Genomic DNA, 24,062 nt, shown 5'->3' on the forward strand with positions numbered 1-24,062 from the left:
GGTCCCCGCACGTCGTTGGGCGGGGGCCGGCCGGTCCGTGGCGCGGGTCAGTCCTGGTCGGCGGCGGGCAGCCGGTTCAGCCGCTCGACCAGCGCGTGGTACTCGTCCCACAGCGCGCGGGGCGTGTGGTCGCCGAAGGTGTCGAGGTGGGCCGGGATGAGGGCGGCCTCGCGGCGCCACACCTCCCGGTCGACCTCCAGCAGGAACGCCAGCTCCTGCTCGGTCAGCTCAAGCCCGGCCACGTCCAGTGAGCCGGGGGCCGGCAGGACGCCGATCGCGGACTCGATGCCGGCGGCCTCGCCGTTGAGCCGCTGCACGATCCACTTCAGCACCCGGCTGTTCTCGCCGAAGCCCGGCCACACGAACCGGCCGGCGGCGTCCTTCTTGAACCAGTTGACGTAGTAGATCTTCGGCAGCTTCGCCGGGTCGGCCGCCTGCTGCCCGACGCGCAGCCAGTGGCCGAAGTAGTCGCCCATGTTGTAGCCGCAGAACGGCAGCATCGCGAACGGGTCGTGGCGCAGTTCGCCGACCGTGCCCTCGGCCGCCGCGGTCTTCTCGGAGGCGACGTTGGCGCCGAGGAAGACGCCGTGCTGCCAGTCGAAGGACTCGGTGACCAGCGGTACGGCGGTGGCCCGGCGCCCGCCGAACAGGATCGCGGAGATCGGCACCCCAGCTGGATCCTCCCACTCCGGGGCGATGGTGGGGCACTGCGCGGCGGGCACCGTGAAGCGGGCGTTGGGGTGGGCGGCGGGGGTGCCGGACTCCGGCGTCCAGTCGTTGCCGCGCCAGTCGGTGAGATGGGCCGGGGGCTCGTCCGTCATGCCCTCCCACCACACGTCGCCGTCGTCGGTGAGGGCGACGTTGGTGAAGACGGAGTTGCCCCACAGGGTCTTCATGGCGTTGGCGTTGGTCTTCTCGCCGGTGCCGGGTGCCACGCCGAAGAAGCCGGCCTCCGGGTTGATCGCGTACAGCTGGCCGTCCGCGCCGAACCGCATCCAGGCGATGTCGTCGCCGATGGTCTCCACGGTCCAGCCGGGGATGGTGGGCTGGAGCATCGCGAGGTTGGTCTTGCCGCAGGCGGAGGGGAAGGCGGCGGCGATGTAGCGGGCCTCGCCGCGCGGCGGGGTGAGCTTGAGGATGAGCATGTGCTCGGCGAGCCAGCCCTCGTCCCTGGCCATGACGGAGGCGATGCGCAGGGCGTAGCACTTCTTGCCGAGCAGCGCGTTGCCGCCGTACCCGGAGCCGTAGGACCAGATCTCGCGGGTCTCGGGGAAGTGCGAGATGTACTTGGTGGTGTTGCAGGGCCAGGGCACGTCCTGCTGCCCGGGGCCGAGCGGGGCGCCGACGGAGTGCACGGCGCGTACGAACTCGCCGTCCTCCCCGAGCTGTTCCAGGACGGCGCTGCCCATCCGGGTCATGGTGCGCATGGCGACGGCGACATACGCGGAGTCGGTGATCTCGACGCCGAGGGCGGACAGCGGGGAGCCGAGCGGGCCCATGCAGAACGGGACGACGTACATGGTGCGCCCGCGCATCGAGCCGCGGAAGAGGCCGTGTTCGCCACCGAAGATGTCCCGCATCTCGGCGGGGTCCTTCCAGTGGTTGGTGGGCCCGGCGTCCCGCTCGCGCTCGGAGCAGATGAAGGTGCGGTCCTCGACCCGGGCGACGTCGGTCGGGTCGGAGGCGGCGTAGTAGGAGTGCGGCCTTTTGACCGGGTCGAGTTCGGTGAAGGTGCCCCGCTGGACCAGTTCCGCGCACAGCCGGTCGTACTCGGCCTGGGAGCCGTCGCACCATACGACCCGGTCGGGCTGGGTGAGGTCCGCGATCTCGCTCACCCAGGCGAGGAGTTCGCGGTGGCGGGTGGGGGCGGAGTCCGTGCGGTGGGTGGTGACGGGACTGGCTGACGTCAGCGCCACGATCACTCCTGAGGGTTTCGAGGGTTTGAGGGTTTTGAGGGTGGTGAAAGGTGAGCGTTTCCGATGAGTACGTCTGCCGCTCATCCGGAAGCCATCGCGCTCATCTGTTTCTATGATTCTGCGCCTACTTCTCGTCTGTGTCTAGGGCAGCTCAAGTGAGCAGGCGCACGCCCGGCCCCGTACGCACCACCGCGCGCCGCTCCCCTCCAACGGCCTACACACCCTCGGTAGCATCGACGCCATGACTGCTGCCGCGGCCCAGGCCGCCGACGGGACCGAAGCGCCCGCTCCCACGCCGCCCACCACCACCATCAAGCCCCGGCTGCGCGGCTGGCTGCACGCGATGATGTTCCCGGCGGTGCTGATCGCCGGGGTCTTCCTGACCGCGCTGGCCGGCAGCCCCCGGGGCCGGATCGCCTGCGCCGTCTACACCCTCACCGCCTGCCTGCTCTTCGGCGTCAGCGCGCTCTACCACCGCGGCAACTGGCCGCCCCGGGTCGCCGGGGTGCTGCGCCGGCTCGACCACGCCAACATCTTCCTGATCATCGCGGGCACCTACACCCCGCTGACGATCCTGCTGCTGGAGGGCGCGCGCGGGCAGCTCCTGCTGTGGGGCATCTGGGCCGCGGCGGTGGCCGGGATCGCCTTCCGGGTCTTCTGGGTCGGCGCGCCGCGCTGGCTGTACACCCCGTGCTACATCGCCATGGGCTGGGCCGCGGTCTTCTTCCTGCCGGACTTCCTGCGCACCGGCGGGGTCGTCGTGATGACCCTGGTGGTCATCGGCGGCCTCCTGTACAGCGTCGGCGGCGTCATCTACGGCATGAAGCGCCCCAACCCGTGGCCGCGCTGGTTCGGCTTCCACGAGGTGTTCCACTCACTGACCCTGGCGGCGTTCGCCGTGCACTACGTGGGCATCTCGATCGTGGCGTACCAGCACGGCTGACCGGCCGGCCGGCGGCGCGGGGGGGCTGAGCGGCGGCCCGCCTCAGCGGCGCGCCGCGCGCAGCTGGTGGGCCAGCTCCACCGGGTCCGTCGTGGGCAGCGCGCAGACGAAGTCGCGGCACACGTACGCCGTGGGCGCGCCGTCCCGCAGCGCCCGGTCCCGCAGCAGGGGCGCGTACGGGGTGTCGGGGGCGCCCACCGAGACCACCGCGCCGGGGGCGGTCGAGCGCAGCGCCGTACGGTGCAGCTCCGCCGTCGCCGGATCGCCCACCGGGCCCACCACCGCCACCTCGCGCGGCCCGTCCAGCGCCGCCTCCGCCACCGCCAGGCCCCAGCCGATGAAGCGCGGGGCGCGCTCCCCCAGCGCCGTCACAATGCCCAGCGCCCGGCCGGCCGCCGCCCGGTGCCGGCCGCTGCCGGTGTACGCCGCGTACGACAGCAGCGCCCCGGCCGCCGCCGTCCAGCCCGCCGGGGTCGCCCCGTCACTCGGGTCCTGCGGGCGGCGGATCAGCCGCTCCGCGTCGTCCGCCGTGTCGTACAGCGCCCCGTCCGCGCTCGTGAAGTGCGCCAGCACCGTCTCCAGCAGCTCGCCGGCCCCGGTCAGCCACCGCGTCTCACCGGTCACCGCGTACAGCGCCAGATAGCCCTCCGCCACATCCGCGTAGTCCTCCAGCACTCCCACGCTGGGCCCGGCCCGGCCGTCCCGCGAGGTACGCGCCAGCCGCACCCCGGCCCCGTCCCGCCGGGTGTGCACCCGCTCCAGCAGCAGCGCCGCGTCCCGGGCCGCGTCGATCAGCCCGGGCCGCTCGAAACACGCCCCGGTCTCCGCCAGCGCCGCGACCGCGAGACCGCACCACGCCGCGACCACCTTCTCGTCCCGGCCCGGCCGCGCCCGCTCCGCGCGCGCCGCCAGCAGCCGCTCCCGCAGCCCCGGATCGTGGTCGGTGCCCGGCAGCAGCCGCAGTACGGAGGCGCCCTCCTCGAAGTTCCCGGCCGGCGTCACCCCGTACAGCCCGGCCGCCCGCGCGCCGTCCTCCTCACCCAGCGCCGCCCGCACCTGCTCCGGCGTCCACACGTAGAAGGCGCCCTCGCGGTGCCGGCCCCGCTCGTCGTCGCTGTCGGCGTCCAGTCCGGACGCGAAACCGCCCTGCTCGGTACGCAGCTCCCGCACCATGAACTCCGCCGTCTCCAGCGCGATCCGGCGCGCCAGCGGGGAGGCGGTGGCCCGCCACAGATGGGTGTACACCCGGGCCAGCAGCGCGTTGTCGTACAGCATCTTCTCGAAGTGCGGCACCGCCCACCCGCCGTCCACCGCGTACCGGGCGAAGCCGCCGCCCAGTTGGTCGTACAGCCCGCCCAGCGCCATCGCCTGCGCCGTACGCTCCACCATCTCCAGCGCCTCCGGGGCCCCGGTGCGGGCGTGGTGGCGCAGCAGAAACTCCAGCACCATCGACGGCGGGAACTTCGGCGCCCCGCCGAAACCACCCCGCTCGGCGTCGAAATCCCCGCGTACGCCCCCCAGCGCCATCGCCAGCTCGGCCTCCCCCGGCGCGCGCGGCGCCCCGTACTCCAGATCGCGCCCCGCCAGCTCCCGCCCGATCCGCGCCGCCACCTCGGTGACCTCGCCGCGCCGCTCGGTCCACGCCGTGCGCACCCCGGCCAGCAGTTGCCGGAAGGACGGCAGGCCCTGCATCGGCTGCGGCGGGAAGTAGGTGCCGAAGTAGAACGGTTCCCCCTCGGCCGTCATGAACACCGTCATCGGCCAGCCGCCCTGGCCGGTCGCGGCCTGCACCGCGTCCATATAGACGGAGTCCACATCGGGACGCTCCTCGCGGTCGACTTTCACCGCGACGAAATGCTCATTGAGATAGTCGGCGGTCTCCTGATCCGCGAAACTCTCCCGTGCCATGACATGACACCAGTGACAACTCGCATAACCGACGCTCAGCAGCACCGGAACATCACGGCGCCGCGCCTCCGCGAATGCCTCGGGCGACCAGGGCCACCATTCCACGGGGTTGTCGGCGTGCTGGAGCAGATACGGCGAGGTCTCGTCGGCGAGTCGGTTGGCCATACCCCCATCCTGCCCTGTGCCGGGCCACCCGGCCCGGTGCGGGGCGGCAGGACGCAGATATGCCCCCGCGCGGTGGGCGCGGAGGCATTCCACGGGGGTTCGGTGGGGGCCGGCGGCACGTTCAGCGCGCCGGCCCGCTCTCACGCCTGATAGGGCTTGGCCTCCAGGACCCGCACATTCGCGACGGAGCCGTTCGGCAGCTCGTACTGCGCGTCCTGGCCCACCTTCTTGCCATTGACGCCACTGCCCAGCGGGGACTTCGGCGAATACGTCTCGATGTCCGAGGTGGCGAATTCCCGGGAGGCGAGCAGAAACGTCATGGTGTCGTCCTCGTCGCCGTCGAAAGCGATCGTGACCACCATGCCGGGCGCCACCACACCGGTGTCCGCCGGAGCCTGCCCGACCTGCGCACTTTCCAGCAGCTGGGTCAGCTGGCGCACCCGCGCCTCCTGCTTGCCCTGCTCTTCCTTCGCCGCGTGATATCCGGCGTTCTCCTTCAGGTCGCCCTCTTCGCGGGCGGCCTCGATCTTCTTGGCGATCTCGATGCGCGCGGGACCCGACAGGTAGTCCAGCTCCGTCTTCAGCTGGTCATACGCCTCCTGGGTCAGCCAGGTGACAGTGTCGCTGGTCTGGGTCACAGGTGCTCCTCGGGTACAGGTGGTGATGGATACAACGGAGGGTCGATACAAAAACATCGCCCTCCCGGAAGGCAGCGCTCCTGGGTGGGCGAATCAGCGATCGAAACGTCGACCCTAACAACGCCGATCGATTTGCGAAAGGATTTACCCCCTCCCGACGTGGGCAAACCCACACCGGCGGGGGCGGGGAGGGCCACGGCGGCGGTGCCGCCAGGTGCCGTGCGAGGGGCCCCGGACGGTCAGCCCTCGGCGCAGCCCATCAGCTCGGCGGAGGTGGCGCGCTCGGTGGTCTTCAGCACCACGGAACGGTGCACCGCGTCACTGTCCTCCTCGAAGCGGAACTCGGCCCGGCCGACTTCCAGACCGTCGGCCGCCTGCGACCGTACCGTGCACACTCCGGTGACGGAGGCGGGCTTGCGTACCGCGATATTCACGGTGACTTCGGTATCGGAGGTGACCGAGAATCCGGTGACCTCTCCGGTAACCGTCTGCCCGGAGATATAAGAGACACCGGCCCAGCCGACAAAGCCGAGCAGCAGGACGCCGAGAATGAGGCCGGTGATCTTCAGGCGCCGGTCGGTGCGGGCGTCGGAGCCGGCGCCGGCCCGGCCGTACCGCCCCTCGGGCACGCCGTGACGAACGGTAGCCATGGTGTGTCCTTCGGCCGTGGGATGGGCGTGGTGTCGTGGGCGGCGCCCGCGGGGAATATCCCGTGCGGGTCCATCAGTCACTATAGGAGGCGACTCCAGGACCAAGACACGAGGATCGAGCCTTGACCAAGCAGCTGCGGCTCATGGCCGTGCACGCCCACCCCGACGACGAGTCGAGCAAGGGCGCCGCGACGATGGCGAAGTATGTATCCGAGGGGGTGGATGTCCTCGTCGTCACCTGCACCGGCGGGGAGCGGGGCTCCATCCTCAACCCGAAGCTCCAGGGCGACGCGTACATCGAGGAGAACATCCACGAGGTGCGGGCGAAGGAGATGGCGGAGGCCCGGGAGATTCTCGGGGTGCGGCAGGAGTGGCTGGGGTTCGTGGACTCCGGGCTGCCGGAGGGTGACCCGCTGCCGCCGCTGCCCGAGGGGTGCTTCGGGTTGCAGGAGGTGGCGCTGGCGGCCGAGCCGCTGGTGGCGCTGATCCGGTCGTTCAAGCCGCATGTGATCACCACGTACGACGAGAACGGCGGCTATCCGCACCCGGACCACATCATGACGCACAAGATCTCGATGGAGGCGTTCGAGGCGGCGGGGGACGCGGAGCGGTACCCGGCGGCGGGTGAGCCGTGGACGCCGCTGAAGCTGTACTACAACCAGGGCTTCAACCGGCCGCGCACCGTCGCCCTGCACGAGGCGCTGCTGGCACGGGGGCTGGAATCCCCGTACGGGGAGTGGCTGGAGCGCTGGGACGAGATGGAGCGCGAGCCGCGCACGCTGACGACGTTCGTGCCGTGCGCGGACTTCTTCCCGGTGCGGGACAAGGCGCTGATCGCGCACGCCACGCAGATCGACCCGGAGGGCGGCTGGTTCCGGGTGCCGATGGAGGTGCAGCAGGAGGTGTGGCCCACGGAGGATTACGAGCTGGCGAAGGCGCGGGTGCAGACCTCGATCCCCGAGTCGGACCTGTTCGCGGGCATCCGCGACAATGACGGGTATGAGTGAGCTGCTTCCGCTGGCCGAGCAGGCCGAAAAGAAACTCACCGAGTACACGGTGACGCCCGGCGTGCTGGGCTTCATCGTGTTCGCGGTCCTGGGGCTCGCGGTCTGGGTGCTGCTGAAGTCGATGAGCCGGCAGCTGGGCAGGATCGACTTCAAGGAGCAGGAGCGCGCCGAGCGGCAAGGGGGCACCTCCCGGACGGAGTCTGGGGGAGGGCCTGACGGCCCGGATGGCCCGGACGGCGGCGGTGGCGGCACCGGACCGGCCGGCGGTGGCCAGGACGGCGCCGGCGGCGCCGGGGCGGAGCCCGAGGGCTCCGCCCGGCCCCACACCACCACCCCGGCCTGACCGGACCGTTCCACTCCCCCGGGGCCGCTTCCCCGCCCCGCGCCCGACCGGCGCGGTCGGGCCGGCACGCCCAGCCCGCCGGCCGGGTCAGGCCGGCACGCCCAGCACGTCCCGGGCGGCGCGGCGTGGCACCATGCCCATCCGCCAGGCGGTCCAGCCCGACTCGGGTCCCTGGCCGCGCTCCAGCATGAGGGCGTACGAGGACGCCGCGTCGCTCAGCCGCGGATCGCGCAGCGGATGCTCCGCGTCCAGCAGCTCCGTCAGCTCCTGCTGTGCCACCGCCTCTCCTATCTCCGACCCGCCGGGCGAGGCCAGCGGCAGCAGCGTGCAGCGCAGGAACTGCGCCCAGTCCGCGCCGCGCCGGTCCGGCTGCCCGTCGCCGTAGCCCTCGGTGAACAGCCGCAGCGCCTCATCGGCCAGCTCCAGCGCCTGACCGGCCCGCTCGTTGCCGGCGTCGATCACCGCCAGCTCCAGCGCCGACCACGCCTCGCCGTGCGCCACCCCGGCCCGCTGGAAATCGCGCCGGGCATCGGTGAGCAGCTGCCGGGCGAAGCCCGAGTTGCGCAGCGAGCCCGTGCTCTGGGCCCGTATGTCGCGGGTCAGCCGCGCCGAGTGGTGCCGGGACCAGGCCAGCCCGTAGATGTCCCGCATCCGGCTGAACATGGTGCGCGCCTGCTCCAGCGAGCGCAGCGCGGCCTCCGGATCGCCACCCTCCTCCTGGGCCTGCCCCAGGTAGTACAGGGCCCACGCCTCGCCACGGGCGTCCTCGTTCTCCCGGTGCTGGGCGAGCGCGGCACCCAACTGCTCCTGGGCCGAGGTGGCGTCCGCGTCATGGAGCCGGGCCAGACCCAGCTCGGTGGTGGCGAACGCCACGCCCCGCACATCCTGGGAGCGTTCGTACAGGTCGAGCGCGGTACGCAGCTCCTGCTCGGCGTCCGGGATCCGGCCGGCCCACAGCAGCGTCTGGCCGAGCTGGAAGCGGGTCCACGCCTCGCCGTGCACCGAGCCGCTGCCCTGGTGCAGCCGCAGCGCCTCGGCCAGCATGGAGCGGGCGGAGCCGAGCCGGCCGCGTTCACGTTCGACGGCGGCCAGCGCGTGGAGCGTCCAGCCCCGGTCGCCGGCCAGCTCCCGGGCCTGCTGGAGGTCGAGGGCTTCGCGGAGCTTGCTCTGGGCCTCGGGCAGCTGCCCCTGGTGCTGGAGGGTGATGCCGAGGTCGCGCAGCGCGCGGGCGGTGCCGGCGTTGTTCTGCGCCTCCTGGTAGAGGGTGACCACCGAGGACAGGGTGGAGCGGGCCTTGTCCAGCTCGCCGAGCTGCCGGGCGGCGACACCGGTGCGCCACTGCACGGAGCGGGTGAGCAGGCCCTGATTGACGGCCTGGGTCAGCTCGTTCAGCTCGCCGAGCCGGTAGAGGTCGCCGCGCAGCAGGCAGTAGTCGCACAGGGCGCCCAGGAGGTGCTGGACGGCCTGCCGGTCGACGCGTTCGTCCGCGTAGCGCAGGGTGGCGGTGATGAAGCTGGTTTCGTCGTCCAGCCAGCGCAGGGCGGAGTCCAGGGAGCTGAAGCCGTGGCCGCCGGCGGCGGCGGGCAGCAGGTCGGCGCGGGTGGAGGTCTTGCCGTCCACGAGCCGGATCACGGTGTCGGCGAGTTCGGCGTAGCTGCGGATGAGCCGTTCCTGGGCGGCCGAGCGCTCCTCGTGGCTCTCCTCGTCGAAGAGCCGGACCCGGGCGAAGCGGCGGACGAGGTCGTGGAGGCGGTAGCGGCTGCCTCGGACCAGGTGGATGAGGCCGGATTCGCTCAGCTCTTCGAGGCGCTGGGCGCCTTCCTTCTGGCTGACGTCGAGGAGCGCGGCGGCGGCGCGGGCGCCGAGGCTGGCGCGGCCGGCCAGGGCGAGGCGGCGCAGCAGCCGGCGGGCGGGGTCGCTGAGGTCGGTGTAGCGGGTGCGCAGGACGCGTTCGGCGGGGTCGGCGCCGGGTCCTTCGGGGGTGGCGGCTTCCAGGGCCTCGATGAGCTGGGCGGGGGTGCGGTGGGTGAGGGTGGAGCCGGCCAGGTGGAGGAGGAGGGGGCGGCCGTCGCACAGGTCGGCCAGCCGCAGCCAGTCGGGCTGGGCGTCGGGGCCGGTGGCGAGGGTGGAGCTCTCGGTGACGGTGGCGCGCAGCAGTTCTTCGGAGCTGGTGGGGTCGAGGGATTCGAGGGGGAGTTGGTGGACGGAGGCGGGCAGGTCGGGGTCGAGGTCCAGCGGCGCCGCGGCGGTGACCAGGACGAGGGAGTCGGAGCGTTCGGGGATGAGGGTGCGGACCTGTTCGGCGTCGGTGGCGTCGTCGAGGATGATGACGACCGGCAGCCCGGTGAGGTGCTGGTGGTAGCGCTCGGCGAGTCGGCGCAGCTGTCCGGCGTCGGCTTCGCGCCCGGCGCCTTCGCGGAAGAGCAGTTGGTCGCGGGGGGCGCCGAGACGGTTCATCAGGTGCAGGATGGCGTCACGGGTGGGCAGCGGGTCGACGCTCTGGCCGCGCAGGTCGACCAGGCAGGCGCCGCGGAAGAGTTCGCGCAGTTCGTGGGCGGCCCAGCGGGCGAGCATGGTGCGTCCGGAGCCGGAGGGGCCGTGCAGGACGACGACGGTGGGCCGGGTGTCGGTACGGGCCCGGTCGCGGTTGACCCACTGGGTGATCTGGGTGAGGTGGCGGCGGCGGCCGATGAAGGGGTGTCCCGGTTCGGGTAGCCGGCTGAAGGATTTGGACAGGACGGCGCGGGTGCGGGCGGCGGCGGAGCGGTCGGGGCGGCGCTGCTGCTGGGGGGCGCGGCGTGGGTCGCGCTGTTCGGGGAGGGTGGTTTCGCGGCGTGGGGTGAGGGCGCGCTGCTGGTCGAGGTAGGGGCGGATGCCGCGTACTTCGACGGCGGTGAGCCATTCCAGGCGCAGGGCTTCGACGCCGCCGGGCTGGTGCCGGTCGCCGGCGTGCCGCTGGACGGCCCACTGGTGGGCGAACACGGCGTACAGGGCGTAGCCGACGAGGCCGGCGGCGATGACCACGACGGCGTCGATGAAGGCGACTGAGGTCGCCAGGTCGCTGCCGCCGATGAGGATGAGGACGGCGATGGAGGCGGCGATGGTGGCCGCCAGGGCGCCGCCGAGGGCCTGGGGGCGGAAACGGTCGGTGAGTCTGCCGGGGGAGGTCTCTTCCTCGGCCCGCCGGTAGGCGGTGTACTCCTCCAGGGCCGGCCGGTGGATTTCGTCGATGGTGCTGCGGGCTCGCTGGAGCAGTTGCCTCCCGTCGACGCGGCCGTCGGAGCGCCGTACCTCTTCGTCCGCGGCCTGTACCAGCAGCCGGTCGATCTCCGCCCGGTGTGTTTGGGTCAGTGCCAGCTGTGTCGCCATGTGTCCCCCTCCCGTGGTGCCCGTCATCCAGACACCCAGACGCCTTCCCCGCGCCTGTCTCCTCACGCTGTTCTTGGCCAAACCGTGCCGTTGGCCGTGATGAATTGAATACTCAACTTGTCCGGACGCCAAGGGTCTTGGGCATGTCCGCGGGCCGGCGGCCGGCGCGGGTGCCGGTCAGCCCGTGGCGCGCTGGTATTTGCGCACCGCGAGCGTGCGGAAGATCACGATGATCAGCACCGACCAGAGGATGGACGCGAGTGCCGCGTGCTGCATGGGCCACACGTGGGGGGCCTGGTAGTGGGGCGGCAGATTGCCGAACAGATCGCGTACGGCGACCACCGTGGCGCTGAAGGGGTTCCACTCGGCGACGGGTTGGAGCCAGCCGGGCATGTTCTGTGAGGGGACGAAGGCCACCGAGATGAAGGTGAGCGGGAAGAGCCACACCAGTCCGCCTGAGGTGGCGGCCTCGGGGGTGCGGACGGACAGTCCGATGAGGGCGCCGATCCAGGTGAAGGCGTACCCCAGGAGGAGCAGCAGTCCGAAGGCGGCCAGGGCTCGCAGTGGTCCGTCGTGGATGCGCCAGCCGACCAGGAAGGCGACGATGGCGAGGACGACGAGGATGACGGCGGTCTGGGCCAGGTCGGCGAAGGTGCGTCCGGTGAGGACGGCGCCACGGGCCATGGGCAGCGAGCGGAAGCGGTCGATGATGCCTTTCTGCATGTCCTCGGCGATGCCGGCGGCGGCGCCCGCGGTGGCGAAGGTGACGGTCTGGGCGAAGATGCCGCCCATGAGGAATTCGCGGTAGGCGGAGGCGCTGAGTCCGGCGCCGGGGATGCTGATGGAGCCGCCGAAGACGTAGGCGAACAGCACCACGAACATGATGGGCTGGATGAGCCCGAAGACGACGGTTTCGGGGATGCGCATCATCCGCAGCAGGTTGCGTTTGGCGACGACCAGGGAGTCCCGCAGATTCTGCCGCAGGGTGATCCGGCCGGCGGGCCGGGCGGGAGCGGGCGCGGTGCTGGGCGCGCCGGGCAGGTCGGTGCTCATGCGGTGCCCTCTTCCCGGTCGTTGCCCCCGCTGCGGTCCTGGTGCCGGTCCCGGTCGCCTTCGCTGTCCGGCTCGCGCTGGTGCTGCGTGTTCTTCGTGCCGCCGGCCGTGTTGTCGTTGAGTTCGTCGAACTCGGCGCTGTGCCCGGTCAGGGAGATGAAGACATCGTCGAGGGTGGGGCGGCGCAGCCCGATGTCGTCGATCTCGATCTGCCGGGCGTCCAGTTCGCGGATGACCTCGGCCAGCAGCCTGGCGCCGCCGGTGGCCGGGACGGTCAGCCGGCGGGTGTGGGCCGCCAGCCCCGGCTCGCCCTCCCCCAGGTGGCGCAGGATCTCCTGGGCTTCGGGGATGCGTGCGCGGTCGTGGACCACCAGCTCGATGACATCGCCGCCGCTGCGGCTCTTCAGTTCGTCCGAGGTGCCACGGGCGATGACCTGCCCGTGGTCGACGACCGCGATGGAGTCGGCGAGATGGTCCGCCTCCTCCAGATACTGGGTGGTCAGCAGCAGGGTGGTGCCGCCGGCCACCAGTTCCTTGATCAGCTCCCACATCGCCTGCCGGTTGTGCGGGTCGAGGCCGGTGGTGGGCTCGTCCATGAACATCACCGGCGGGCTGACCACCAGCGACGCGGCCAGGTCGAGCCGGCGCCGCATGCCGCCGGAGTAGGTGCGGGCGGTGCGCTCGCCCGCGTCCACCAGGTTGAACCGCTCCAGCAGCTCCCCGGCCCTGGCCTTCGCCTCGCGCGCCGACAGCTGGTAGAGCTGCCCGACCATCTGGAGATTCTCCCGGCCGGTCAGATAGTCGTCCACGGCGGCGAACTGGCCGGAAAGACCGATCGCGCGGCGTACCTCGTCGGGGCGGGACGCGACATCGATCCCGGCCACCTCGGCCCGCCCCCGGTCGGCCCGCAGCAGCGTGGTCAGCACCCGTACGACCGTGGTCTTGCCCGCGCCGTTGGGCCCGAGCAGACCCAGGACGGTGCCCTCGGGCACATCGAAATCGACACCGTCCAGTGCGGTGACGTCCCCGAAGGTCTTCACCAGCCCCTCGGCATAAATCGCACCCGGCATCGTGGTCTCCCCGTGATCGGTGGCCGACGTTCAGCGTCGCCCCGGCTGAGCGACTCCGCCAGTTTTACGGGCATCGCGATACATCGCAACCCCCTCGCGACAGCCTGTGGATAACTTTCTCCACACCCGCCCCGACCTGGGAAAACCCGCCCGCCACCAGTCACCACCGACCGCCACCGACAGTCGCGTCACATCGCATCCGCCACCCGATCACCGCCGACCGCCGACCGCCGACCGCCGACCAATCAGTCGAGAATCCGGTACCCGGCCTCCCGCAACCCCGCCGCCACCGCCGCACAGTGCCGGGGCCCCTGCGTCTCCAGATGCAGCTCCACCTCGGCCTCGCTCACCCCCAGCCGCGGATCGGTCCTGACGTGATTGACCGCCAGCACATTGGCGTCCGCCATCGACAGCTCCCGCAGCAGCGCCGCCAGCACCCCCGGCCGGTCCGGCAGCCGCACCCGCAGCGACAGATACCGCCCGGCCGCCGCCATCCCGTGCTGCAACGTCCGCTGCAACACCAGCGGATCGACGTTCCCGCCCGACAGCACCGCCACCACCGGCCCCTCGAACGCCTCAGGATCCGACAGCAGCGCCGCCACCGGGCTCGCCCCGGCCGGCTCCACCACCAGCTTCGCCCGCTCCAGACACAGCAGCAGCGCACTGGAGAGCGCGTCCTCCGACACCGTCCGCACCTCGTCCACCAGCTCCGCGATGATCCGGAACGGCACCTCCCCCGGCCGCCCCACCTTCATCCCGTCCGCCATCGTCGACACCGACTCCAGCGCCACCGGATGCCCGGCCGCCAGCGACGGCGGATACGCCGCGGCACCGGCCGCCTGCACCCCCACCACCCGCACCGCCGGCCGCAGCGACTTCACCGCCAGCGCCACCCCCGCCGCCAGACCGCCGCCCCCGATGCCCACCACCACGGTGCGTACGTCCGGGCACTGCTCCAGGATCTCCAGCCCGATCGTGCCCTGCCCCGCCACCACATCCGGATGGTCGAACGGATGAATGAACACCGCGCCGGTCGCCTCCGCGTACTCCCGCGCCGCCGCCAGCGTCTCGTCCACCACCTGCCCGGCCGTCCGCACCTCGGCCCCGTACTCCCGCGTCGCCGCCACCTTCGGCAACGGCGCCCCGGCCGGCATGAACACCGTGGCCCGCACCCCCAACAGCCCCGCCGCCAGCGCCACCCCCTGCGCGTGGTTCCCGGCGCTCGCCGCCACCACCCCCCGGGCCCGCTCCGCCGCCGACAGCGCGGCGATCCGCACATAGGCGCCGCGCACCTTGAAGGAGCCGGTGCGCTGCAAGTTCTCGCACTTGAAGTGAACGGGGGCGCCCACCAGCTGGGTCAGATAGCGGCTGCCTTCCATCGCGGTCACCCGCGAGACACCGGAGAGCACCTTCTGCGCGGCGCGTATGTCATCGAGATTCGGCGCGCCTGCGGGGGGATTTGTAGCCATAGCGCCAGTCTGGCAGCCCTTTGGCGGCCGGGCGCGCCCGGTGCCGTACGGAATGGGGCGACCGGTCTCGGCCACCGGGCTCCGCGCCGTCGCACAGCCGCGTACGCTGTGCCGCGAGCCATCCCCCGTACGCCCTTTGCCCGCACCGAACTCCCGCGAGATATGACGCCTGAATCCACCGAACTGTACGACCGGCTCCAGCACGAGGTGGCCGTCTTCGCCCGCCGCGCGGAGCAGAGCCGGCTCGGCGCCCTCGGCCCCGCCCGCAACTCCATGGACCGGGCCGCCTATCTGCTGCTCAGCAAGCTCGACCAGGACGGGCCCACCGGAGTGAAGGCCCTCGCCCACGGCATGGGCATCGACTCCTCCACCGTCACCCGGCAGGCCGCGCCGCTGGTGGACGCCGCCCTGGTACGCCGCACCGCCGACCCCGACGACGGGCGCGCCGTCGTCCTCCAGCTCACCCCGCGCGGCAGCGCCCGGCTGGAGGAGGTCCGCTCCTCGCGCCGCGAACTGATGGCGCTGCTGACGCAGGAGTGGAGCGAACCGGAGCGCGAGCAGTTCCACGAACTGCTGCACCGGTTCAACGCCGCGATGGCGCACTGGCAGAGCGGCGGCGGGCCGGGCGCCTGAGGCGATCCGGCGGCCCGCCGCCGCAACCCCGCAACCCCGCTACCCCAGCGCCTGCCGCAGATCCGCCAGCAGGTCGTCGACCGCCTCGATCCCCACCGACAGCCGCACCAGATCGGACGGCACCTCAAGCGGCGAACCGGCCGCCGAGGCATGCGTCATCCGACCCGGGTGCTCGATCAGCGACTCCACCCCGCCCAGCGACTCGCCCAGCGTGAACACCTTCGTCCGGTCGCACACCGCCACCGCCGCGTCCTCGCCGCCCGCGACCCGGAAGGACACCATCCCACCGAAGTCCCGCATCTGCTTGGCCGCCGTCTCGTGCCCCGGATGCGAGGCAAGACCCGGGTAGTACACCTGGGTGACCTTCGGGTGCGCCACCAGCGCCTCCACGACCCGCGCCGCGTTCGCGCTGTGCCGGTCCATCCGTACCGCCAGCGTCTTGATGCCGCGCAGCACCAGCCACGAGTCGAAGGGGCCGGCGATCGCACCCATCGCGTTCTGGTGGTAGGCCAGTTCCTCGCCCAGCGCCTCGTCCGCCGTCACCAGCGCACCGCCGACCACGTCCGAGTGGCCGCCCATGTACTTGGTCGTGGAGTGCACCACCACGTCCGCGCCCAGCGCCAGCGGCTGCTGGAGGTAGGGGCTGGCGAAGGTGTTGTCGACCACCAGCCGCGCCCCGGCGCTCCGCGCGATGTCCGCGACCAGCGCGATGTCGGTGATGCCCAGCAGCGGGTTGGAGGGGGTCTCCACCCACACCAGCCTGGTCTCGGGGCGCAGCGCCGCGCGTACCGCCGCCGGATCGGAGGTGTCGGCCACCGACCAGGCCACGCCCCAGCGCTCCACGACCTTGGAGATCAGCCGGAAGGTGCCGCCGTACGCGTCGTTCGGGATCACCAGGTGGTCGCCGGGCTTGAGCAGGGTCCGCAGCAGACAGTCCTCGGCGGCGAGCCCGGAGGCGAAGGCGAGGCCGCGCCGGCCGCCCTCCAGGGCGGCGAGGTTCTCCTCCAGGGCGGTACGGGTCGGGTTGGCCGACCGGCTGTACTCGTAGCCGCCGCGCAGTCCGCCCACCCCGTCCTGCTTGAAGGTGGACACCTGATGGATGGGGGGCACCACCGCGCCGGTGGCGGCGTCCGGCTCCTGCCCCGCGTGGATGGCGAGCGTCTCGAAATGCTGCCCGCTGACGTCCTCAGTCATGGGTACACCGTAGTGGGCCGTACGGTGGACTCAGGCCGCCACAACCGGGGCCATAGGCTGTCCACACCGTAGAAATCCATCCCGGGGGAGCCGCGCCGCCATGGAAGTCCTTCTGTTCCTCGTCGCCATCACCGCCATCTTCGGCGTGGTCGTGCTGCCCGCCCTGCGCCGCCGCAAGGAGCGCCAGGAGCTGGAGCGCGCCGCCCAGCAGACCGCGGGCGGGCCCGGCACTCCGGGCCCCGGCTTCGGTCAGGGCGCCGCCGACGACCCGTACCACGACACCGGCCTGGTCCCCGTCGACCAGCTCGACCTGCGGCTGCCCGGGCCCGACCCGGAACTGGTGTCGACGCTGGAGGAGGTGCGCCGCACCCAGAACTGGCGTCCGGCGGGGCATCTGCTCGCCCTGACGGACGACAGCGAGCTGCGCTGGCAGCGGGTGCAGTCCCTGGCGGGCGCGGCGGCCATGGAGCTGGCGCACTGGCGGGCCTCCGGGCAGCCGGTGGATGAGGCGCCGCCGCCCGGCGACGGCCGCCTGTCACTGTCCAAGGAGCCGCGGCGGCAGGACGCCGGCTGGCTGCGCCGCTGGCGGCAGGAGGAGCCGGCCGACCCGGGCGGCGCGCAGGTGTACGCGCAGTTCCTGGTGTGGCAGGCGATGTCGGACACCGGGTCGGCGGATCACCGGATCGTGCTGGAGGAGGCACGTACGGTGGCGGGCGAGGCGGCCCGGCTCGCGCCGGACGACCCGATCCCGTACATCACGGAGCTGTTCATCGCCCGGGGGCTGAGCTACCGGCGCGCCGACTTCGAATCCCTGTGGGCGCAGGTCACCCAGCGTGACCGGCAGCACATGGGGGCGCATCTGGCGGCGCTGCCGTACTGGGCGGAGAAGTGGCACGGCTCGCGCCAGGAGGCGGAGGGCTTCGCCCGGGCGGCGGCGGGCGCGGCCCCGGCGGGGAGCCTGCTGCCGGCGCTGCCGCTGTTCGCGGTGTACGAGCATCTGCCGGAGGTCCAGCTGTCGTCGGGCATGTACCAGGGCGCGGTGATCAAGGACGCGATCGAGGCCGCGCAGTTCGCGGTGAACACCGTACGGCCCGGGCACCCGGTGGAGGCACATGTGCGGCATCTGCTGCTGTGTTTCCTCGTGCGGGCGGAGAGGTACGCGGAAGCGGCGGAACAGGTGCGGGCCGTCGACGGTTATGTGGGGGCGATCCCCTGGGTGGACGGGCAGCACCCGGCACAGGAGTACGCGGCGTACCGCGCGCTGGCGATCACCCGTCAGTAGGAGAGAAGAGAAAGATGACGCTGAACACTTTCAAGACCCGTCTTCCGGGCCCCGAGGACGCGCTGCGGGGCCGTACCGAGCCGGTGCTGGCGAACCCGGGCCGGCACACCGTGCTGGACACCCCGCTGGCTCCGCCGTACCCGGAGCAGCTGGAGGTGGCGGACTTCGCGCTGGGCTGCTTCTGGGGCGCGGAGCGGCGCTTCTGGCAGGCCGAGGGGGTCTTCACGACGCTGGTCGGCTACCAGGGCGGGATCACCCCGAACCCGACGTACGAGGAGGTGTGCAGCGGGCTCACCGGGCACACCGAGACGGTACGGGTCGTCTTCGATCCGTCGCGGGTGTCGTACGCAGAGCTGCTGAAGATCTTCTGGGAGTCGCACGACCCGACCCAGGGCTTCCGCCAGGGCAACGACGTGGGCACCCAGTACCGCTCGGCGATCCACACCCACTCGGCGGCCCAGCAGCAGACGGCCGAGGAGTCGCGGACGGCCTACCAGCGGGTCCTGGAGTCCTCGGGCTACGGCACGATCACCACCGAGATCCTCCCGGCCGCCGACCGCCCCTTCTACCTGGCGGAGGACTACCACCAGCAGTACCTGGACAAGAACCCCGCCGGCTACTGCGGCCTGGGCGGCACGGGGCTGTCCTGCCCGATCGGGGTGGCGAAGGCCGGCTGACCCGTTCGAGGCTGAACGACCGACGTCCCCCGGTGCGCACGACGCTTCCGGGGGACAGCTCCGACGGAGCACGGTGGCGTGACGCACCCGGTGTCCGGCCCGGCCGTCAGTGGCTGTCGGAGCGGTGCGCGTACGGAAGATCGGGGCAGCGGCGGCACAGAAAGATGTAGACGCCCCCGGCATCGCCGATCACCAGGTCCGGGCCGATGGCCTCGGCGAGGTCGGAGCGGGCCGGCGCGTCCCAGGCCGGCGGTTCCGTGCCGGGCTCGTGCTCGTGCTCGTCCAACGGCAGCCAGCGTCCGTAGGCCACCTCGCTCGTGACGCTGAACAGATGCTCCATGCGGTGGCCCGCACCGCAGTGCGGCCAGTCGGGGCTCTGTGTCCAGGCCGGATAGCCGCCGGCCTTGTTCTGCAAGGCGCTCGCCACCTCCGTGTACCAGAACCCGAAGCGGTCCTGAAGCTCTTCGAGGCGAGGCAGCAGCGTGGTCAGCAGCTCGTCGGGAAGGTCGTAGCCCGGGTACTCGACTGCGGGGGTCGGGCTGACCGTGCAGGGACGGGGCACCAATTCGTCGTCGTACTCCCCCTCACGCGGAACGGGAGCGTCGGACAGCGTCCCGCGTGCGCCGGTCTCGGCCTCCTCACGCCAGTACAGCCGGGGCACAACGGACCCGCCGGGTTCCTCGTCGTGGTCGAGCGGGCACCAGACCAGTTGCGCCAGGTCCTTGCCCGGAGGGAACTCAAACCGGGGAGCGTCACGGGCGAAGAGCTGGATCACCGGAACCATCGGCACCGCCCCGGGCTTCGACTCCTTCCATGAACCGCCATAGCTGCCACAGGCCCGGTGCCCGGCCCGGGCGCAGTACGGCCACGGTTCATCGGCAGGCCACAACAGCGGGCCCCCCATGGAACTGTCCCACACACCGGGCTCCCCACTCCGGGGGTACAGCAGCACGGCCTCACTGGCCAGGGGCTCGAACTCCGGTATGAGCTGGGCCAGGTCGTACGGGGGTTCAGGAATCACGCGGGGCACAGGTCAGGTCCTCCAGCCGAGCATGTCCGCACTGATGACGAGCAACCTACGCCCGGCGACTGACAGATGAGGTCACACACCCGATCGGGGTGGCGAAGGCCGGCTGACCCGTTCGAGACCGCCCGGGGCGTCTCCTGCCCCACGGGCATCGCCCCGGCAGACGGCTGAACGACCGACGTCCCCCGGCACCGGTCCGGGGGACCGTCCCGCCGGGATCGGGCGCCGCCTCTCCGGCGACCGTTACCGTGCCGATGCCTTCGGCTCGGTGGGGTGATCAGTCTGCGGGCTTCCGAGAACCTCACGGAGGCGCCCGAGCCGCCGCCGGTTCTCTTCCAGCCAGTCCTCGGCGACGTCAACGGGGACACACACCTCGACCCCCGTCGATGGTGCGTCGCGCACGGTCACCAGCACGGGATCATCAGGCATCACCTCCACCCGTGCGCTGCGGTCACCGGCGGGCCACCCCATCCCCTTATCGGCTTCCAGTTCACCGAGACAGCGCTCCCACTCGTCCAGATCCGCTCCCGACAGCACCAGACGCACCCGGCCACGGACAAAGTCACTCTCCAGCACGATGGCGGCGTCGTAGAACGCCTCACCGGACACCACCCGCGGATCCTCCTCACAGCGCACCACGACAGCGACGCTCTGACCCTGATCCGCGAACCGGAAGAGTTCCAGCCACTCCCCCGCACCGTCCACGTCTCCTCCTCGCACTCGGCTGCACCTGGCTCGCAACGTACCCCCGGGGACTGACAACCCAGTGGTCACCTGTCCTGCCCGATCGGGGTGGTGAAGGCCGGCTGGCCCGTCCGAGGTGGCGCTCTGCTCTGCGCTAATTCGCCGAGGGGCGATTCGTGGGGAAGGGCGCGGGGTCCGGGGTCATCTTGGGAGGGCGCGGCCGGTTGGGGGCGCGCGTTTCTTCGAGGAGGGCTGATGGCCGGGTTGAGGACGAGGGACATACGCGCCGAGGAAGGTGATACGGCGCCCAGCCGGTTCGATGATCAGTTGGCGGCGCAGTTGCTGGACCAGCGGATCGTCATGCTGGGAACACAGGTTGACGAGGTGTCCGCGAATCGGGTGTGCGCCCAGTTGCTGCTGCTGTCGGCGGGCGATCCGCGGACCGACATCGTGCTGTACATCAACAGCCCGGGCGGCTCCGTGCACGCGGGCCTGGGGATCTACGACACCATGCGGCTGATCCCGAACGATGTCGCCACCCTCGCCGTGGGTTTCGCCGGGAGCATGGGGCAGGTGCTGCTGACGGCCGGGGCGGCGGGGAAGCGGTACGCGCTGCCGAACACCCGGGTCATGATGCATCAGCCGTCGGCCGGGGTGGGCGGGAGCACCGCCGACATCGCGATCCAGGCGGAGAACCTGGAGCACACCAAGGGCACCATCGAGCGGATCCTCGCCGAGCACACCGGGCAGAGCCGGGAGACGATCCGCCGGGACGGGGACCGCGATCGGTGGTTCACGGCGCAGGAGGCCAGAGAGTACGGGATGGTGGACCGGATCGTGACCTCGCTGGACGAGGTGCGGTCGGCCGGTGCGCCGCGAAGGGCGGGGTTCTGACATGGGGCAGTACACGATTCCGACCGTGGTCGAGCGCACCCCGAACGGGGAGCGGGCGTACGACGTCTACAGCCGGCTGCTGTCCGAGCGGGTGATCTTCCTGGGCACCGAGATCGACGACGGGGTCGCCAACGTGGTGATCGCTCAGCTGTTCCATCTGGAGGCGGCGGCCCCCGAGCAGGAGATCTCGCTGTACATCAACTCGCCCGGGGGTTCGTTCACCTCGCTCATGGCGATCTACGACACGATGAGCTTCGTGACGGCTCCGGTGTCCACGTTCTGCGTGGGGCAGGCCGCCTCGACGGCGGCCGTGCTGCTGGCCGGCGGGGAGCCGGGGCGGCGGGTGGTGCTGGAGCACTCCCGGGTGCTGCTGGGGCAGCCGGCCAGTGGCGGGCGGCAGGGGAAGGTCTCCGATCTGGCCCTGGAGGCCAAGGAGATGCTGCGGATCCGCTCCCAGGTGGAGGAGGTGCTGGCCCGCCACACCGGTCGCGATGTGGCGGACCTGCGGGCCGTCATGGACCGGGACAAGGTGTTCTCGGCCACGGAGGCGGTGGCGTACGGGCTGGCCGATCAGGTGCTGAGCCGGCGGGCCGCGGGGGCCATGGTCACCGCGACCTAAGCGGCCAGGAGCAGCGTCTGGTCGGTCCGGTCGGCCGTGGTGCCGCGCCTGCTGATCAGTGAGGTGACGGAGGAGATCCGTGGCGGGCCGGCCAGTTCGCGGTGGGCGAGGGCCAGCAGGTCGGCGAGGGTGAGGCCGAGGGCGCGGGCGGCGGCGGCGAGGACCTCCGAGGAGGCTTCCTTGCGGCCCCGCTCCAGTTCGGAGAGGTAGGGCATGGAGATCCGGGCGGCCTCGGCCACATCCTTGAGGGTACGTTCCTGGGCCAGCCGCTCACGGCGCAGCACATCGCCGATGAGCTGCCGCAACAGGGGCTCGCGGACCGGGTGGTGGTGCGGGTGGCTGGTCATCTCCTCAGCGTAGGAGGCGGGCGGGCACCGGGCACCCCTCCCGGTGTCCGCCCGGCGCGAAATCCGCGCGGCCGGGCCGCCGCCGCCTCAGCGCAGCGCGCTGCCCGCCACCCACTGGGTCCAGTCCATGTTCCAGCCGTTGAGGCCGTTGTCGGGCTGGATGGTCTGATCCGGGGAGTTGACGACGACCACCACGTCGCCCAGCAGCGACTGGTCGTAGAACCAGGCCGCGTCCGTACCCGGGTCGCCGGCGCCCTGGACGTCGGCCAGGCCGACGCAGCCGTGGCTGGTGTTGGTGGCGCCGAAGATGTCGGTGGCGCTCCAGTAGTTGCCGTGGATGAAGGTGCCCGAGTTGGACAGCCGCATGGCGTGCGGCACGTCGGGGATGTCGTACTCGCCCTTGCCGTCGCTGTCGGTGAAGCCGACGGTGGCGCCGTTCATCCGGGTCTCGTCGAACTTCTCCGAGATCACCATCGCCCCGTTGTAGGTGGGGTTCTGGTCGCTGCCGGAGGAGATGGGCACGGTCTTGATGGTGCGGCCGTCGCGGACCACCGTCATCTGGTGGGTCTGGGCGTCGACGGTGCTGATCTGGGAGCGGCCGACGTCGAAGCTGAACGTACGGTCCTGGACGCCGGTGATCCCCGGGGCGCCCTCCAGGCCGTCGAAGTGCAGGGTGACGGTGACGTGGGTGCCGGCCTGCCAGTAGTTCTGGGGGCGGAAGTCCAGGCGCTTGTCGCCGAACCAGTGGCCGACCACTTCCTGGCCGGTGCTGGTGTTGATGTCCACGGCGCCCTCGATGGCGGCCTTGTTGGTGATCTCCTTGTCGAAGTTCAGCGAGACCGGCATCCCGACGCCCACCGTTGAGCCGTCCTCGGGGGTGAAGTTGCCGATGAAGCTGTTGTCAGGGGAGACGGTGGTGAAGGTGGCGCTCTGGTGCGCCTGCCGACCCTGGCTGTCGCTGGCCTGGACGACCAGCTCGTAGCGGGTGGCCCGCGAGAGCTGGCCGTCCGGGGTCCAGCCGGTGCCGTCGGCGGATATGGTGCCGGCCACCTCCGTGCCGCTGTCGGTGGCCTTCATGGTGACGGTGTCGAGTGTGCCGTCCGTCACACTGACGGCGACGCCGTCGTTGATGCCGACGTTGTCCGCCATGTCGCCCGGGGTGATGGAGATCTGCGCCGAGGAGGTGTCGGCCGCCCGGGCGGCGTCGGCGGCGCTCTGACTCGCCGATGGATCCGCCGCCTTGGCGTCACCGCTGCCGCCGCCGCCGCTGTGCAGACTACAGGCGCCCAGCGTGAGCACCCCGGACAGCAGCACCGCCACACCGGCGGCGCCCCTGCGCCGCATGCCGTCCCTCATGGTCAGCCACTCCATCCCCGCCGGGGCACCCTTGCGGCACTCGCCCAGGCGGCGTTGCGTTGCACGGAAAAGGACACGCGTGGGCGCATTCGTCCCGGTGTCCTGGGGTGACAACGTGGGCGGCGTTCGAACCGTTCCCCCCTTTAAGGAATCTTTGTCCTATTCGTCGTCACTGTCCCATGTCTCCTCCGGATCGTACTCCGCCAGCTCACTGCTCCACGAAGCCTGCGCCAGCTCCACCCCCGGCACCTCGGCCACCAGATCCACCGGGTCGAGCAGGAACGCGATCGCCTCCGCCGGGTCCTGGGCCACCGCCTCCGCCGCCTGGCTCCGCTCCTCCTCGGGCATCGACCGGTCCTCGTGGATCCGCGCCCAGGCGGCCCGGATCGCCTCGTCCCCGTCCGTCAGCTCCAGCACCATCTCCACCCGCACGCGTACGTGCCGGGCGGCCTCGGCCATGACCGGCTGCATCTCTTCGCTGCTACTCATAACACGGAGAGTAACCGGCCTCTCGGACAGCTCTTCCCCACGACCCGCATGGGCTCGTAACATCGCCCTTGGCACACCCCAGCCACCACCGCGTCACCCCCCACCCCCCTGCCCCGCACCGTCCCCAGGAGGCCCCCGTGGCCGAGCACCGTGCTTCCCCCAACACCCCGCCCCTGATCACCGGCATCGTGGCCGCCGCCGTGCTGGGCCTGGTCTGGCTGATGCCCACCGCCCACGCCGGGAACGACGCCGCCGGCGAGGACGCGGTGGGCAACGACGCCGTCAGCGAGCACCAGGTGCCCGCCGAGGAGCAGTAGCCGGCAGCGGCC

At 71.7% G+C, this 24,062-nt stretch carries 23 protein-coding genes; 9 read left to right on the forward strand and 14 right to left on the reverse strand.

Annotated features, from left to right (window positions below):
• Positions 1 to 47: 47 nt before the first annotated feature.
• Entirely contained in the window at positions 48 to 1,916 is a 1,869-nt protein-coding gene (locus AC5WRL_RS11915; RefSeq protein ID WP_496088389.1) for a phosphoenolpyruvate carboxykinase (GTP), read from the reverse strand.
• A 241-nt stretch (positions 1,917 to 2,157) separates the two neighbouring features.
• Here AC5WRL_RS11915 and trhA point away from each other — a divergent pair, with 241 nt between their 5' ends.
• Complete coding sequence (trhA, locus tag AC5WRL_RS11920) at positions 2,158 to 2,859, forward strand: PAQR family membrane homeostasis protein TrhA (protein WP_496088390.1); 702 nt, start codon at positions 2,158 to 2,160, stop codon at positions 2,857 to 2,859.
• Positions 2,860 to 2,901: 42 nt separating this feature from the next.
• On the opposite strand, the gene AC5WRL_RS11925 is transcribed toward trhA, so the two are convergent.
• From AC5WRL_RS11925 to AC5WRL_RS11935, 3 genes are all read right to left on the reverse strand, one after another.
• A complete protein-coding gene (locus AC5WRL_RS11925; protein ID WP_496088391.1) occupies positions 2,902 to 4,932 on the reverse strand; it encodes a thioredoxin domain-containing protein in 2,031 nt (676 codons plus the stop codon).
• Between the two features lie 140 nt (positions 4,933 to 5,072).
• Positions 5,073 to 5,570: a transcription elongation factor GreA gene (gene greA / locus AC5WRL_RS11930; protein ID WP_496088392.1), complete on the reverse strand. Its 498-nt coding sequence runs from the start codon at positions 5,568 to 5,570 to the stop codon at positions 5,073 to 5,075.
• A 239-nt stretch (positions 5,571 to 5,809) separates the two neighbouring features.
• A complete protein-coding gene (locus tag AC5WRL_RS11935; protein ID WP_496088393.1) occupies positions 5,810 to 6,220 on the reverse strand; it encodes a DUF4307 domain-containing protein in 411 nt (136 codons plus the stop codon).
• Between the two features lie 122 nt (positions 6,221 to 6,342).
• Here AC5WRL_RS11935 and mca point away from each other — a divergent pair, with 122 nt between their 5' ends.
• Entirely contained in the window at positions 6,343 to 7,227 is an 885-nt protein-coding gene (gene mca / locus AC5WRL_RS11940; RefSeq protein WP_496088394.1) for a mycothiol conjugate amidase Mca, read from the forward strand.
• Positions 7,220 to 7,570, forward strand: coding sequence for a hypothetical protein (locus AC5WRL_RS11945; protein WP_496088395.1), 351 nt, complete (start codon positions 7,220 to 7,222; stop codon positions 7,568 to 7,570). The genes mca and AC5WRL_RS11945 overlap by 8 nt, the downstream gene beginning before the upstream one ends.
• Before the next feature lie 87 nt (positions 7,571 to 7,657).
• Here AC5WRL_RS11945 and AC5WRL_RS11950 read toward each other — a convergent pair whose 3' ends face one another.
• The 4 genes from AC5WRL_RS11950 to ilvA form a co-directional block, all read right to left on the reverse strand.
• Positions 7,658 to 10,939 carry a tetratricopeptide repeat protein gene (locus AC5WRL_RS11950; RefSeq protein WP_496088396.1) on the reverse strand — a complete coding sequence of 1,094 codons (3,282 nt, stop codon included), beginning with the start codon at positions 10,937 to 10,939 and terminating at the stop codon, positions 7,658 to 7,660.
• 177 nt (positions 10,940 to 11,116) lie between these two features.
• Entirely contained in the window at positions 11,117 to 11,992 is an 876-nt protein-coding gene (locus AC5WRL_RS11955; protein ID WP_496088397.1) for an ABC transporter permease, read from the reverse strand.
• The gene (locus tag AC5WRL_RS11960; protein ID WP_496088398.1) at positions 11,989 to 13,062 is read right to left on the reverse strand and encodes an ATP-binding cassette domain-containing protein; all 1,074 of its coding nucleotides are present in this window, start codon (positions 13,060 to 13,062) and stop codon (positions 11,989 to 11,991) included. Before AC5WRL_RS11960 ends, AC5WRL_RS11955 begins: the two co-directional genes overlap by 4 nt.
• Positions 13,063 to 13,307: 245 nt before the next feature.
• The gene (gene ilvA, locus AC5WRL_RS11965; protein ID WP_496088399.1) at positions 13,308 to 14,531 is read right to left on the reverse strand and encodes a threonine ammonia-lyase; all 1,224 of its coding nucleotides are present in this window, start codon (positions 14,529 to 14,531) and stop codon (positions 13,308 to 13,310) included.
• 162 nt (positions 14,532 to 14,693) lie between these two features.
• On the opposite strand from ilvA, the gene AC5WRL_RS11970 reads away from it, so the two are divergent.
• Entirely contained in the window at positions 14,694 to 15,164 is a 471-nt protein-coding gene (locus AC5WRL_RS11970) for a MarR family winged helix-turn-helix transcriptional regulator (protein WP_496088400.1), read from the forward strand.
• Positions 15,165 to 15,203: 39 nt separating this feature from the next.
• Here AC5WRL_RS11970 and AC5WRL_RS11975 read toward each other — a convergent pair whose 3' ends face one another.
• On the reverse strand, positions 15,204 to 16,358 hold the full coding sequence (locus AC5WRL_RS11975; RefSeq protein WP_496088401.1) for a cystathionine gamma-synthase: 1,155 nt from the start codon (positions 16,356 to 16,358) through the stop codon (positions 15,204 to 15,206).
• A gap of 100 nt (positions 16,359 to 16,458) precedes the next feature.
• Between AC5WRL_RS11975 and AC5WRL_RS11980 the strand changes: the two genes are divergently transcribed.
• Both AC5WRL_RS11980 and msrA read left to right on the forward strand, forming a co-directional pair.
• Positions 16,459 to 17,640 (forward strand): hypothetical protein, encoded by a 1,182-nt coding sequence (locus AC5WRL_RS11980; RefSeq protein WP_496088402.1) that lies wholly within the window; start codon positions 16,459 to 16,461, stop codon positions 17,638 to 17,640.
• A 14-nt stretch (positions 17,641 to 17,654) separates the two neighbouring features.
• Complete coding sequence (gene msrA, locus AC5WRL_RS11985) at positions 17,655 to 18,317, forward strand: peptide-methionine (S)-S-oxide reductase MsrA (RefSeq protein WP_496088403.1); 663 nt, start codon at positions 17,655 to 17,657, stop codon at positions 18,315 to 18,317.
• Between the two features lie 106 nt (positions 18,318 to 18,423).
• Here msrA and AC5WRL_RS11990 read toward each other — a convergent pair whose 3' ends face one another.
• Complete coding sequence (locus AC5WRL_RS11990; protein ID WP_496088404.1) at positions 18,424 to 19,101, reverse strand: hypothetical protein; 678 nt, start codon at positions 19,099 to 19,101, stop codon at positions 18,424 to 18,426.
• Between the two features lie 486 nt (positions 19,102 to 19,587).
• A complete protein-coding gene (locus tag AC5WRL_RS11995; RefSeq protein ID WP_496088405.1) occupies positions 19,588 to 20,049 on the reverse strand; it encodes a DUF5959 family protein in 462 nt (153 codons plus the stop codon).
• A gap of 234 nt (positions 20,050 to 20,283) precedes the next feature.
• Between AC5WRL_RS11995 and AC5WRL_RS12000 the strand changes: the two genes are divergently transcribed.
• Together AC5WRL_RS12000 and AC5WRL_RS12005 are read left to right on the forward strand one after the other, a co-directional pair.
• Complete coding sequence (locus tag AC5WRL_RS12000; RefSeq protein ID WP_496088406.1) at positions 20,284 to 20,922, forward strand: ATP-dependent Clp protease proteolytic subunit; 639 nt, start codon at positions 20,284 to 20,286, stop codon at positions 20,920 to 20,922.
• A gap of 1 nt (position 20,923) precedes the next feature.
• On the forward strand, positions 20,924 to 21,541 hold the full coding sequence (locus AC5WRL_RS12005) for a ClpP family protease (RefSeq protein ID WP_496088407.1): 618 nt from the start codon (positions 20,924 to 20,926) through the stop codon (positions 21,539 to 21,541).
• Here the strand turns inward: AC5WRL_RS12005 and AC5WRL_RS12010 are convergent.
• The 3 genes from AC5WRL_RS12010 to AC5WRL_RS12020 all read right to left on the reverse strand — a co-directional run bounded on the left by AC5WRL_RS12010 (position 21,538) and on the right by AC5WRL_RS12020 (position 23,733).
• A complete protein-coding gene (locus tag AC5WRL_RS12010) occupies positions 21,538 to 21,888 on the reverse strand; it encodes a helix-turn-helix domain-containing protein (protein ID WP_496088408.1) in 351 nt (116 codons plus the stop codon). The two genes, AC5WRL_RS12005 and AC5WRL_RS12010, sit on opposite strands and share 4 nt — an antisense overlap.
• Before the next feature lie 87 nt (positions 21,889 to 21,975).
• Positions 21,976 to 23,244: a L,D-transpeptidase gene (locus tag AC5WRL_RS12015; protein WP_496088409.1), complete on the reverse strand. Its 1,269-nt coding sequence runs from the start codon at positions 23,242 to 23,244 to the stop codon at positions 21,976 to 21,978.
• A 159-nt stretch (positions 23,245 to 23,403) separates the two neighbouring features.
• Positions 23,404 to 23,733, reverse strand: coding sequence for a hypothetical protein (locus tag AC5WRL_RS12020; RefSeq protein WP_496088410.1), 330 nt, complete (start codon positions 23,731 to 23,733; stop codon positions 23,404 to 23,406).
• A 137-nt stretch (positions 23,734 to 23,870) separates the two neighbouring features.
• On the opposite strand from AC5WRL_RS12020, the gene AC5WRL_RS12025 reads away from it, so the two are divergent.
• Complete coding sequence (locus tag AC5WRL_RS12025; RefSeq protein WP_496088411.1) at positions 23,871 to 24,050, forward strand: hypothetical protein; 180 nt, start codon at positions 23,871 to 23,873, stop codon at positions 24,048 to 24,050.
• The last annotated feature ends 12 nt before the right edge of the window (positions 24,051 to 24,062 follow it).

This window comes from Streptomyces sp. NTD107, assembly GCF_059510435.1.